The organism is Tardiphaga sp. 709, assembly GCF_032401055.1.
In the GTDB taxonomy this organism is placed as follows: Bacteria; Pseudomonadota; Alphaproteobacteria; order Rhizobiales; family Xanthobacteraceae; genus Tardiphaga.
In genome coordinates this window covers 737,183-749,473 of record NZ_CP135529.1, presented here as the reverse complement: position 1 = coordinate 749,473, position 12,291 = coordinate 737,183, and the positions used below count along the sequence as shown (strand labels likewise).

Below are 12,291 nucleotides of genomic sequence, written 5' to 3'. Positions count from 1 at the left end.
GATTGCAGCGCCGCGCTCGCGCTTAAAGGCGCGTCAGATCACGGTTGGCGAAATCAGCGTGTCGTCGCGGCTGGCGCTGGCGCCGGTACTAGTGGTACAGGTGTCGCCGGTGATAGCGACGCTGTTGGTGGCCAACAGCCGTAATGCCTGCGGATAGATCTTGTGCTCGATGTCGAGCACGCGCGCGGCGAGGGTGTCGGGGGTGTCATCATCGGCTACCGCCACGGCTCCCTGCATCACGATCGGGCCGGCATCGGTCTCCGGAATGACGAAATGCACCGTGGCGCCGGAAATCTTGACGCCGGCATGCAACGCCTGGCCGTGCGGATCGAGGCCGGGGAAGGACGGCAGCAGCGACGGGTGGATGTTCAGCATCCGGCCGTACCAGTGTCGCACGAATTCCGCCGTGAACAGGCGCATGAAGCCGCCGAGGCAGATCAGCTCGATCTTGTGCTCGTCGAGGGCCGCCTGCAGCAGCTTCTCGAAGCCGGCGCGATCCTTGCCGAACGGCTTGCTCTCGATCACCAGCGTCTTGACGCCATTGGCCTGCGCAGTGGCGAGGCCGGGAGCATCAACCCTGTTGGAAATCACCAGCACAATCTCGGCCGGGAAGCCATCTGCGGCAGCGGCCTCGATCAGCGCCGTCATGTTCGACCCGCGGCCGGAAATCAGGATGGCGACGCGACGCATCACGGCCTCACAGGTTGAGTTCGAGATGTCCGTCATAAACGACGCGCTCGTCGCCTGTGGCCTCGATGACGTCGCCGAGCAGCGACACGGTCTCGCCGCCCTCGCGCAGGATGTCCATCACCTGCTGCACAGCTTCGCGCTTGACGATGGCGATCATGCCGACGCCGCAATTGAAGGTGCGCAGCAGCTCAAGTTCGGCGATATCGCCTTCCTTTGCTAGCCACTTGAACACCGGCAGGACGGTGAGGGAGGGCAGGTCGATGCGAACGCCGAGGTTCTTTGGCAGCACGCGCGGGATGTTGTCCGTGAAGCCGCCGCCAGTGATATGCGCGAGGCCCTTCACGGCGCCGGTCTCCCGGATCGCGCGCAAGCAGGATTTCACATAGAGCCGGGTCGGGGTCAGCAGCGCACCGCCAAGCGTCATCACAGGCGAGAACGGCGCTTTGTCGGCGTAAGAGAGGCCCGTGCGCTCGACAATCTTGCGGACCAGCGAGAAGCCGTTGGAGTGGACGCCAGACGAGGCCATGCCGATGACGGCATCGCCCACGCCGATATCCTTGGTCGGCAGCAGCGTGCCGCGCTCCGCAGCACCCACCGAGAATCCGGCGAGGTCGTAGTCGCCGTCCTTGTAGAGGCCGGGCATCTCGGCGGTCTCGCCGCCGATCAGCGCGCAGCCGGATTCACGGCAGCCCTCTGCGATGCCAGCGACGATTGAGGCGGTGGCTTCTGGGTCGAGCTTGCCGCAGGCGAAGTAGTCGAGAAAGAACAGCGGCTCGGCGCCTGGACCACGAGGTCGTTGACTGACATGGCGACGAGATCGATGCCGATGCCGTTATGGATGCCGGCTTCGATAGCGATCTTGACCTTGGTGCCAACGCCGTCGGTGGCGGCGACGAGAACCGGATCCTTGAAGCCGGCGGCCTTGAGGTCGAACAGTCCGCCGAAGCCGCCGATCTCGGCGTCAGCGCCGGCACGGGCGGTTGCGCGAACCATCGGCTTGATGAGGTCCACCAGACGGTTGCCGGCATCGATATCGACGCCCGCGTCCGCGTAAGTGAGGCCTTTTTTCTGGTCGGTCATGCCGGGTATCCTGCCGGAGCTGCGAAACTGTGTATTTTCGGCTGGTTACGTCGGAATCCCCGCCTGCGCAATGGCTCGTAAACGCTATCCCGATTACTATGTAGGCGGTAAGCCGGTCGGAGCCCCCAAGCTCGGATTGCGAAACAGGCCGGAGCCGGGAAACGCCGCGTGAGTATCCCCAATTTAATCACCCTCGGGCGCATCCTGCTGGTGCCCGTGATCGTCTGGGCGATTGCCTCGAACCAGATGGAAATCGCCTTTGCAATCTTTGTGATTGCGGGGGTCAGCGATGCCGTGGACGGCTTTCTCGCCAAGCGTTTCAACATGGCCAGCGAACTCGGTGCGCTGCTCGACCCCTTGGCCGATAAGGCGCTGCTGGTCTCGATCTATGTCTCCCTGGGGATATGGGGGGCAGTTCCGCGCTGGATCGTGATTCTCGTGGTGTCGCGGGATATCATGATCGTGGGCGCCGTGATTGTGTCATGGTTGTTCGGCAAGCCGATCCCGATGAAGCCGCTGATGGTGTCGAAGCTCAATACGGTGGCGCAGGTGGCGTTCGCAGCCTTGGTCCTTGCTGCTCTCGGATTTGGTTTCAAATCCTCGCCTTACGATTTGATTTTAATGGGCTTTGTGACCGTCTTGACGCTGCTCTCTGTGTCCTTCTATCTCGTCGAGTGGATGCGACACATGAGCACCATCGAACCCGGTCAAGAGCCCCGGTAAACCGGTATTCGTGACGTTCGCCGGCGGAGCCGGCAGGAGTATTTGCGTGGTCGCCCGCGTCCAACCCCGTCAATTGGCGTTCGCGCTGCCCCATGCGGAGAGTCTGTCCCGCGACAACTTCCTTGAGGGCCCGGCCAATGCCGAGGCGCTGGGACTGATCGACTGCTGGCCGGACTGGCCGAACCGGGTCATGCTGCTTGTCGGCCCGGAGGGGTCCGGCAAGAGCCATCTGGCGGCGATCTGGGCCGAGGAGGCCGGCGCACGCTCCACCATGGCGCACAGCCTGACGGCTGCGACGGTTCCGGCTGAGTTGGTGACCAACGCACTGGTGGTGGAGGATCTCAATGCCGGGGCCTTCGACGAGCGGGCGCTGTTCCACCTTCTTAATCTGGCACGTCAGGACAACGCCTATGTGCTGATCACGGCACGGGTCCCCCCGCCGCGATGGAGGTCGAGTTGCGCGATCTGCGGTCGCGGCTCCGTGCGATTCCGGTGGTCAATCTGCTGCCCCCGGATGACGGGTTGTTTCGGGCGCTGATCGTGAAGTTTTGTGCCGATCGCCAGCTCAGCATCGACGAGAGCGTGGTCAGCTATGTGGCCAGCCGCATCGAGCGGTCATTCGCCGCCGCCCGCCATACGGTGGAATTGCTGGATAGCGAGGCGCTCCGGCTTGGACGGCCGGTGACCCGTGCATTGGCCGCGGAACTGCTGCGCGACGCCTGACTTAGCCTTGGACGTCAAACGCGGCGCGTCAAACCGTGCCTTGACGGCGCAGCAGGCAGGTTCCTCAATGTCATCGAAGCGTCACGCAACTGACGCAATGTCCGCTGTGATTTGCCGGCACTATAGCGCTGCTTGAACTGGATGGATTGCTGCCTCATGGACTCCGCAGAAGAGATTGTTATTGAAGAGAAAAAGGGCGAAGCGAAGCCGGCAGAGGTGGTCGCGTCGGGTCCCGAGCGCTTCATCAATCGCGAGCTGTCCTGGCTGCATTTCAATCGCCGCGTCCTTGAGGAGTCCGTCAATCCGGGCCATCCGGCGCTGGAGCGTGTCCGCTTCCTGTCGATTTCCGCAAACAACCTTGATGAATTCTTCATGGTCCGCGTCGCCGGTATCAAGGCGCAGGTCCGCGAGGGAATCACCGAGCGCAGCCCGGACGGCCTGACCCCCGCCGAGCAGCTGGTGCTGATCAACAGCGCGGTCTCCAAGCTCGGCAGCGACCAGCAGGCGATCTGGCGCGACCAGCGCGGCATGCTGGCCGATGTCGGAATCGTACTGCTCGACGGCAAGGAGGTCAGCAAGGCCGACCGGACCTGGATCGAGGACCACTTCCTCCACAATATTTTCCCGTTGCTGACGCCGCTAGCGATCGACCCGGCGCACCCGTTCCCGTTTATTCCGAGCCTCGGTTTCACCATCGCGCTGCATCTGTCGCGTGTGTCCGATGGCAAGACGATGAACGCACTGATCCGCATGCCCGGCAAGATCGATCGCTTCATCCGCCTGCCGACCCCTGGCAAGGACGGCGCGGTCCGTCTGATCACGCTGGAACAGGCCACCGGCCTGTTCATCGCGCGTCTGTTCCCGGGCTACACCGTGCAGGGGCAGGGTGCCTTCCGCATCATCCGCGACAGTGAACTCGAAGTCGAAGAAGAGGCCGAGGATCTGGTCCGGCTGTTCGAGACTGCGCTGAAGCGTCGCCGCAGAGGGTCGGTGATCCGCCTCGAAATCGAAGCCAGCATGCCGGCAGAACTCCGTGCCTTCGTGCAGCGCGCGCTGGCGACCTCGGATGACGAAATCCTGCTGGTCGACGGCATCCTCGCCATGAACGAGGTCTCGCAGCTCACGCGCCTCGATCGGCCCGATCTCGAATTCGTGCCTTATGTGCCGCGTCATCCGGAGCGTGTTCGCGATCATGGCGGCGACATCTTTGCCGCGATCCGTCAGAAGGACCTGATTGTCCATCATCCCTATGAATCCTTCGACGTCGTCGTGCAGTTCCTGCAGCAGGCCGCGCGCGATCCGGATGTGGTGGCGATCAAGCAGACCCTGTATCGCACCTCGAACAACTCGCCGATCGTCCGCACGCTGGTCGAGGCCGCCGAAGCCGGCAAGTCGGTGACGGCACTGGTTGAGTTACGTGCGCGGTTCGACGAAGAGGCCAATATCCGCTGGGCGCGCGATCTCGAACGCGCCGGTGTTCAGGTAGTCTATGGCTTCCTGGAATTGAAGACCCACGCCAAGCTGTCGCTGGTGGTGCGCCGCGAGGGCGGCTCGCTCACGACCTATGTGCACACCGGCACCGGCAACTATCATCCGGTCACAGCGCGCATTTACACCGATCTGTCATATTTCACATCCGACCCGATCATCGGTCGCGATGCCGCACGCGTCTTCAACTATATCACCGGCTATGCCGAGCCGAGCGACATCGAGAAGATGGCCGTGTCGCCGCTGACCTTGCGCGGACGCATGCTCGAACACATCCGCGGTGAAGCGGCATTCGCCCGCAGCGGCAAGCCGGGTGCGATCTGGCTCAAGATGAATTCGCTGGTCGATCCGGAAATCATCGATGCGCTCTATGAGGCGTCGAATGCCGGTGTATCCATTGAACTGATCGTGCGTGGCATCTGCTGCCTGCGGCCGGGCGTGCCCGGCCTGTCCGAAAACATTCGCGTCAAGTCGATCATCGGCCGCTTCCTTGAACATGGTCGAATCTATTGCTTCGGTATGGGCAATGGCCTGCCGAGCCCGAAGGCGGCGATATACATATCGTCTGCTGACATGATGCCGCGCAATCTGGATCGCCGCGTCGAGGTTCTCTGTCCGCTACAGAACCCCACCGTGCATACCCAGGTGCTCGAGCAGATCATGGTGGCCAATCTCAAGGATACGGAACAGAGCTGGCAATTGTTGCCGGACGGGTCGTCAACGCGTATGAAGGCAGCGAAGGGCGAGGAACCCTTCAATGTGCACAATTACTTCATGACGAATCCGAGTCTGTCTGGCCGTGGAAAGTCGCTTGAGAAATCATCCCCGCGCCGGCTCACCCGCCGTTCGGAGCGTCACCAATCCTCGTAAGGAACCAGCAACGTGGTAGCGCGTGCCAATCAACGCGCGACCAGCGTCGCCGTCATCGATATTGGCTCCAACTCGGTGCGTCTCGTGGTCTACGAGACGCTGACGCGAAGCCTTGTCACGCTCTTCAATGAAAAGGCGTTGTGCGGTCTCGGCCGCGAAGTGCAGAGCACTGGACTGCTGGCCAAGGACGCCGTCGACAAGGCGTTGACGGCGCTTCGGCGCTTCCGTGCGTTGTGCAGGGTCATGAAGGTCGGTCGCGTCTACGCGATCGCGACCGCTGCGGCGCGCGATGCGAGCAATGGACCTGCCTTCATCGCAGCAGCCGAGAAAATCTGCGGCTGCGAGATCCAGATCATATCGGGGCCGCGCGAAGCGAAGCTCTCGGCGCTGGGCGTAATTTCAGGCGTGCACAAGCCGGATGGCCTGGTTGGCGATCTCGGCGGCGGTTCGCTCGAATTGATCGATGTCAAAGGCAATGCGGTCCGGCAGGGCGTGACGCTGCCGCTCGGTAGTCTCGCATTGCAGGACGCCTCACAAAAATCGCCAAAGAAGGCCGAACGCATCGTCAAGCTGGCGCTGGCTGACGTCGCGCAACTCAAGGCGGGCGTGGGTCGCAATTTCTATGCGGTTGGCGGCACCTGGCGTGCTCTTGCCCGGCTGCACATCATCCAGAGCGGCTATCCGCTACGCGTGATGCATGGTTATTCGATCCCGGCCAACGAAGCGCTCGATTTCGTGCGCCGCTTGCGCCGGCTGGCGACGGCCAACATTCTTGCCAACATCGAAGCCATCGCCGAACAGCGCCAGCCGCTGCTGGTCTACGCGGCGCTCGTGCTTGAATATGTCATTCGCACCGCCAAGCCGAAGACTATCGTGTTCTCGACCTATGGCGTCCGTGAGGGCTTGCTGTACGAAATGCTGCCGCAAGCGCAGCGCATGCAAGATGGTCTGGTCGGTGCCGCGCAGACGATGAACGAGTTGCTGTCGCGTTCGGCCCGCCACGCGCAGGAGCTGAGCGACTGGAGTGATCGGTTCGCCCGTGTCGCCAAGCTCAAAGAGACCGACGAGGATCGTCGGTTACGCCGAGTGGCGTGTCTGTTGTCCGATATCGGTTGGCGCGTTCACCCGGATCATCGCGGCGAGCAGACGCTCAGTCTGATCACGAACGGCAATTTCGGCTCGGTCGATCATCATGGTCGCGCATTCCTCGCGCTCTGTGTGTACTACCGCTACGCAGGATTCGGCGCCGAGAACGAGCCCCCGGAGCTGGTCCGCGCGCTTGTCTCGCCGGCACAGGTCGAACGCGCCCGTTTGCTCGGCGCGCTGTTCAGGGTCGCGCATCTCATTTCGGCGGCGCGCCCGGGCGTACTGCCCGCCACGCATTTCGCCACCAAGGATCGCAAGATGATGCTCGTCTTCGAGCATCGCATGGTCGATCTCGTCGCCGACCGCGTCGGTAGCCGCTTCAAGCAACTCGCGCGACTGGTCGGGAAGTCCGGTTCGATCGTCAGGCGATAGTCACCGTCGCTGGTTTTGAATGGTACTACTGGTTGCGGCGCGGCGTGACTCTCGGTTTCCGTGCGTATACTCTGTTCCGGTGCGGCCGTTTTGGTCCACGCGGCAAGTACATACGATTTCCGGACCAGGAGAGTCGAAATGTCAGCCCTTCTGATCAACCTTATCGTTCAACTGATTGGCGGTGCGATTGGCGGAAATGTCGCCGGTGGTGCATCCAAGTCTGTCGATCTCGGCACAATCGGCAACACGATCGCGGGTGCAATAGGTGGCGGCGTTGGAGGTCAAATTCTCGGAATGCTGATTCCCATGCTTTCAAACGCATCGGCGACCACCGATATCGGTTCGCTGATCGGTCAGGTGGCCGGAGGCGGTGTCGCAGGTGCGGTGCTGACGGCAATCGTCGGAGCGATCAAGAACAGATCGGTGGCGTAAAGCGATCGTCATTGCGTCTCGCAGGGCGAGATGCTGTACGCCTCGCCCTGCGGCAGGCAATCAGAGCGCTACCTTGGACGACGCAGCCTACGCGCGATCCACCCGGATCACCCGGCCTTTTTCCATCGCCAATGCGAGGCGGCCATGCTTGAGCGCCAGGGCGGCCTCGCCGAACAACTCACGCCGCCAGCCGTGCAGGGCGCCGACATCGGCATTGTCGTCGGTGGCGATCTGCTCGAGATCGTCGACGGTGGCGATGACCTTGCTGGCGACGGCGTGACGCTCGGACGTCATGCGCAGCAACACCTTCAGCAGTTCGACGGTAGCCGCGCCATTCGAATTGCCGCGCGGCTTCTCGATCTTCGGCAACGTGGCGGGATCGCGGGCGATGCCACGTTGGACGGCGGCGACAATGTCGCTGCCCCACTTGGAGCGATCAAAGCCCTTCGGCAGTGAACGCAGATTGGCAAGCTTCTCCAGTGAGGTCGGCGCGTGGGTCGCGATATCGCCGACGGCATCGTCCTTCAGCACGCGCGAGCGCGGCACATCGCGGCTCTGTGCTTCCTGTTCGCGCCAGGCAGCGACTTCCATCAGCACTGCGAGCTCTTTCGGCTTGCGGACGCGGGTCTTCAACCGTTCCCAGGCGCGTTCGGGATGAAAATCATAGGTCTTTGGCGAGGTGAGAATTTCCATTTCCTCGCTGACCCAGTCGCTGCGGTCGCGCTTCTTCAGATCGGCATCGAGCTTGGCGAACACGTCGCGCAGATGGGTGACGTCGGAGACGGCGTAGTGCAACTGCTCTTCGGTCAGCGGACGGCGCGACCAATCGGTAAAGCGGTGGGTCTTGTCGGGGCGGTGGCCGGTGACGCGTTCGACGAGCTGGTCATAGGCAATGCTGTCGCCGTAGCCGAGCACCATGGCTGCGACCTGGGTGTCGAAGATCGGATGCGGCACCACGCCGGCGCGGTGCACGATGATTTCGATGTCCTGCCGCGCGGCATGGAAGACCTTCAGCACGGCCTCGTTGGCCATCAGGTCGAAGAACGACGTGAGGTCGATGCCGTCGGCAAGCGTGTCGATCACCACCGCGTCTTCCGCGCTGGCCATCTGGACCACGCAGAGCAGCGGGTAATAAGTGGTCTCGCGGAGGAATTCCGTGTCGACCGTAATGACGGGGTGCTTGGCAAGTCGCTCGCAGGCGGCGGTCAGCTGGGCAGTGGTCGTGATCAGTTCCATGGACGGTCCATAACGCTTTTGCCAAGGCGTTCGGCCGAAAAACCTGTTGAGTCAAGGTGTTTCGGGCAGATTGGAGGTCTACTCCGACAGAATGAGGGTGTTTAGGTGCCGCAGAAGGTCTTCAGTACGCGCTGATCCGGCTCTGGCGGCTCGGCGTAATCCGCCATCTCCGGTTGATCTTCATAAGGTTTCGCTAGCACGGCCAGCAATTTCTCGAACGGCGCGTAGTCGTCGGCCAGCGCCGCCTGGATCACCGCCTCGACGCGATGATTGCGGGGGATGAAGGCCGGATTGACTGCCTGCATGGCCTGATAGCGTGCCTCGGAGGTCTCCGACTCCCGGCCGAGTCGTGCCCGCCAGTTCACGGCCCAGGCGTCAAACGCCGTCGGATCGATGAACAGTCCGCGCACGGCTTCGTCATTGTCGGTGTCAACCGCGGCGGCGCCGAGGCGGCGGAAGGTCAGGGTGAAATCGGCTTGATTGGCCGTCATGGCGGTCAGCAGATCCTGCGCCAATGCGGCATCGTCCGGCTGGCTGGTGAATAGCCCGAGCTTCCGGCGGAGACCGGCCTGATAGGCCGTGTCGAAAATATCAGAGAATTCACCCAATGCGGCCTGCGCAATCTCGATGGCGGTCTTCTCATCGCTGTCGATCAGCGGCAGCAGCGTCTCGGCGAAGCGCGTGAGATTCCACAGCGCGATGCGCGGCTGGTTCGCATAAGCGTAGCGGCCCATCTCGTCGATCGAGCTGTAGACGGTGGCGGGATCGTAGGCGTCCATGAAGGCGCAGGGGCCGTAATCGATGGTCTCGCCAGATACCGAGCAGTTATCGGTGTTCATCACGCCGTGGATGAAGCCGACATGCAGCCAGCGGGCGACAAGTTCGGCCTGACGGCGGATCACCGCATCGAGCAGCGCGCGAATGGGATGTTCGGCTTCGGCTGCGTCGGGATAGTGCCTGTTGATGACATGATCGGCGAGTTGTTTGACGCCGGCGATATCCTCGCGCGCGGCGAAAAACTGAAACGTGCCGACGCGAATATGGCTTGAGGCGACGCGAGTCAGCACGGCGCCCGGCAGCATCGTCTCACGCTGAACCCGTTCGCCCGTGAGGACGGCGGCGAGTGAGCGCGTTGTGGGAATGCCCAGGGCCGCCATGGCTTCGCTGACGATATATTCCCGGATCACTGGACCAAGCGCAGCACGGCCATCGCCGCGGCGCGAGAAAGGCGTTGGACCGGAGCCTTTAAGCTGGATGTCGCGGCGCACGCCGTCGCGGTCGATGACCTCGCCAAGCAGGATTGCGCGGCCGTCGCCGAGCTGCGCCACGAAATGTCCGAACTGATGTCCGGCATAGGCCATCGCGAGGGGATCGGCGCCATCGGGCACGCGTTTGCCGGCGAGGACCTCGACGCCTTCGGGACTGGCCAGCCAGTCAGGATCGATGCGGAGTTGGTCGGCCAGTGCGCGGTTCAGCTTGATCAGCCGCGGCGCTGTCACCGGCGTCGGTGCAACGCGGGCGAAGAAATTCGCGGGCAGGGCGGCATAGCTGTTGTCGAACGGGAAGTGGACTGTCATGGCCCCAAGATGGGGGGCCACGACGTGTTAGGCAACCGCTGAAAGTGGTCTCAGGCGGCGCGAACCGTGTCGAGGAACCGGTCGACTTCGCTCTTCAGGCGATTGCTTTCGAGCGATAGCGACTGCGCCGCAGCCAGCACCTGCGTGGAGGCTGAGCCAGTCTCGCTGGCGCCGCGATTGACCTCGGTGACTTCGCTGGCAACCTGGGTGCTGAGCTGGGCCGACTGCTGGACATTGCGCGCGATTTCCTGCGTCGCCGCGCCCTGTTCCTCGACCGCCGCCGCGATGGCCGACGAGACTTCGGAAATCAGTGTGATGGTCGAGCCGATCTCCTTGATGGTCTCGACGGTTTCTGCACTAGCTGCCTGCATGCCGGCGATCTGCATGCTGATTTCGTCGGTGGCCTTGGCGGTCTGCGACGCCAACGCCTTCACTTCGGCGGCGACGACAGCGAAACCGCGGCCGGCCTCACCAGCGCGCGCGGCCTCGATGGTGGCGTTGAGCGCGAGCAAGTTGGTCTGTTCGGCGACAGCCGTGATGAGCTTCACGACGTCGTCGATCCGCGCGGTGGCCTGCGAGAGCTTGGCGATGCTCTCGTTGGTCTTTTCGGCCTGCAGCACGGCGGTCGAGGCGATGCGGTTGGACTCGTGAACCTGACGCCCGATCTCGTTCACCGACGAGGTGATTTCCTCGGTGGCGGCAGCAACCGACTGAACGTTGTTCGACACAACGTGCGATGCGGATGCGGCCGACCCCGAGAGGCTCATGGTGATATCCGACGTACGCGTCAGTGTGGTGGCGGAGGCTTCGAGTTCGGTCGAGGCCGATGACAAGGAGCCCACCAGTTCGCTGATCATCGACTCGAAGTTGCTGGTCGCCTTCGTGATGGTTTCCGCACGGGCGGCCTTGATGGCGGCTTCGGCACCGGCAGCCTGATCCGCAGCACGCTTGGCGATGAGGGCGTCCTTGAAGATCTGCAACGCGCTGGCGATACGGCCGATCTCGGTGCTTTCGCCCTGATGCGGAATGACGGCCTCCAACTGACCATCGGTCAGCTGGCCCATTGGCTTCAGGATCGAGGCGATGCCGCCGGAAATGTCGCGCACCAGATACATGGCAGCGCCGAGACCGAGCACGACCGAGGCGCCGAGAATGATAACCATCATCCAGATCGCGTTGGCATAGGTTGCGTTCGCATTGCTGCCGGCCACTTCGGCGCCCTTGTCGTTCAACTCGACTAGCTTGGCCAATGTGCCGTCCATGGCGCGGCCGGTCGGGACGACCTTCTTGGCATTGATCTCTTTGGCTGCCGTTACGTCGCCCTTGTTGGCGAGGGCCTGGACGTCGTTGCCCGCGGTGATGAAGGCCTTCCATTCCGCGTCAAGCTTGTCGGCCAGTTCGCGTTCGGCTGGCGACGATACCAGCGGGGCGTAGGCCTTCGCGGCCTTGTCGAAGTCAGACTTGCGGGCGGCGAGGTTCTTGTCGACATCAGGACGGTCGGCGTCGGCCACGATCAGGTGGTCGCGCAGCACAGCGCGATACCGCGCCGACTGAACGCGCATCTCACCGATCCAGCGGACGCTGGGGAGCCACTGCGTCTGGATATCCTGGGTTGCTGCGTTGATGGCTCGCATCTGCATGAAGGCGAGGGTGCCGATGCCCGCGATCACCACGAAGAGAAAAGCGACAATGACAAACAGCTTGGTACTGATCGAATATCTGGCGAGCACGAACATATTCCTCGGCGGTTCTAAGGCTGCGACGCCGGTCAGCCGAAATGGCGGCTGCCTTGGGTTGCGGCAGGGCAAGAAGCAGCAAGTTCCAGTTGAATCACCTGCCTTCAAAACGGGCTGGGTTCACGGCAAGACAGTGAATGGTGGTCGTCAACGTTCAGTAAATTTTGACACAAATACCGCTTTAAGTAATTGAATCTGGTGCTGAAATACCGATGCGG

Annotated in this window: 9 protein-coding genes and 2 pseudogenes; 6 read left to right on the top strand and 5 right to left on the bottom strand. The window is 62.6% G+C overall.

Annotation, left to right across the window (positions count from 1 at the left end; all coding sequences use genetic code 11):
- Positions 1-33 precede the first annotated feature (33 nt).
- Both purN and purM read right to left on the bottom strand, forming a co-directional pair.
- Positions 34-690, bottom strand: coding sequence for a phosphoribosylglycinamide formyltransferase (gene purN / locus RSO67_RS03965; RefSeq protein ID WP_315842452.1), 657 nt, complete (start codon positions 688-690; stop codon positions 34-36).
- A gap of 7 nt (positions 691-697) precedes the next feature.
- A pseudogene (purM, locus tag RSO67_RS03960) lies at positions 698-1,770 on the bottom strand (phosphoribosylformylglycinamidine cyclo-ligase).
- 168 nt (positions 1,771-1,938) lie between these two features.
- On the opposite strand from purM, the gene RSO67_RS03955 reads away from it, so the two are divergent.
- The 5 genes and pseudogenes from RSO67_RS03955 to RSO67_RS03935 all read left to right on the top strand — a co-directional run bounded on the left by RSO67_RS03955 (position 1,939) and on the right by RSO67_RS03935 (position 7,524).
- Entirely contained in the window at positions 1,939-2,493 is a 555-nt protein-coding gene (locus RSO67_RS03955; RefSeq protein WP_068731090.1) for a CDP-alcohol phosphatidyltransferase family protein, read from the top strand.
- A 46-nt stretch (positions 2,494-2,539) separates the two neighbouring features.
- Positions 2,540-3,216, top strand: a pseudogene (locus tag RSO67_RS03950) (chromosomal replication initiator DnaA).
- A gap of 156 nt (positions 3,217-3,372) precedes the next feature.
- Positions 3,373-5,574 carry an RNA degradosome polyphosphate kinase gene (locus RSO67_RS03945; RefSeq protein ID WP_315842451.1) on the top strand — a complete coding sequence of 734 codons (2,202 nt, stop codon included), beginning with the start codon at positions 3,373-3,375 and terminating at the stop codon, positions 5,572-5,574.
- A gap of 12 nt (positions 5,575-5,586) precedes the next feature.
- Entirely contained in the window at positions 5,587-7,092 is a 1,506-nt protein-coding gene (gene ppx, locus RSO67_RS03940; RefSeq protein ID WP_315842450.1) for an exopolyphosphatase, read from the top strand.
- Positions 7,093-7,230: 138 nt separating this feature from the next.
- On the top strand, positions 7,231-7,524 hold the full coding sequence (locus tag RSO67_RS03935; protein WP_315842449.1) for a hypothetical protein: 294 nt from the start codon (positions 7,231-7,233) through the stop codon (positions 7,522-7,524).
- An 87-nt stretch (positions 7,525-7,611) separates the two neighbouring features.
- Here RSO67_RS03935 and rnd read toward each other — a convergent pair whose 3' ends face one another.
- The 3 genes from rnd to RSO67_RS03920 all read right to left on the bottom strand — a co-directional run bounded on the left by rnd (position 7,612) and on the right by RSO67_RS03920 (position 12,067).
- Entirely contained in the window at positions 7,612-8,760 is a 1,149-nt protein-coding gene (gene rnd, locus RSO67_RS03930) for a ribonuclease D (RefSeq protein ID WP_315842448.1), read from the bottom strand.
- Positions 8,761-8,861: 101 nt separating this feature from the next.
- Positions 8,862-10,337, bottom strand: a complete 1,476-nt coding sequence (locus RSO67_RS03925; RefSeq protein WP_315842447.1) for a protein adenylyltransferase SelO — start codon at positions 10,335-10,337, stop codon at positions 8,862-8,864.
- Between the two features lie 50 nt (positions 10,338-10,387).
- Entirely contained in the window at positions 10,388-12,067 is a 1,680-nt protein-coding gene (locus RSO67_RS03920; protein WP_315842446.1) for a methyl-accepting chemotaxis protein, read from the bottom strand.
- Between RSO67_RS03920 and RSO67_RS03915 the strand changes: the two genes are divergently transcribed.
- Positions 12,039-12,266 (top strand): hypothetical protein, encoded by a 228-nt coding sequence (locus RSO67_RS03915; protein ID WP_315842445.1) that lies wholly within the window; start codon positions 12,039-12,041, stop codon positions 12,264-12,266. The genes RSO67_RS03920 and RSO67_RS03915 overlap by 29 nt on opposite strands.
- Positions 12,267-12,291: the final 25 nt, after the last annotated feature.

Bases quoted from the DNA above. Each gene is read 5' to 3' on its own strand.
- purN (WP_315842452.1), bottom strand. From the start codon at position 690: ATGCGTCGCGTCGCCATCCTGATTTCCGGCCGCGGGTCGAACATGACG.
- rnd (WP_315842448.1), bottom strand. From the start codon at position 8,760: ATGGAACTGATCACGACCACTGCCCAGCTGACCGCCGCCTGCGAGCGA.
- RSO67_RS03945 (WP_315842451.1), top strand. From the start codon at position 3,373: ATGGACTCCGCAGAAGAGATTGTTATTGAAGAGAAAAAGGGCGAAGCG.
- RSO67_RS03925 (WP_315842447.1), bottom strand. From the start codon at position 10,337: ATGACAGTCCACTTCCCGTTCGACAACAGCTATGCCGCCCTGCCCGCG.
- RSO67_RS03935 (WP_315842449.1), top strand. From the start codon at position 7,231: ATGTCAGCCCTTCTGATCAACCTTATCGTTCAACTGATTGGCGGTGCG.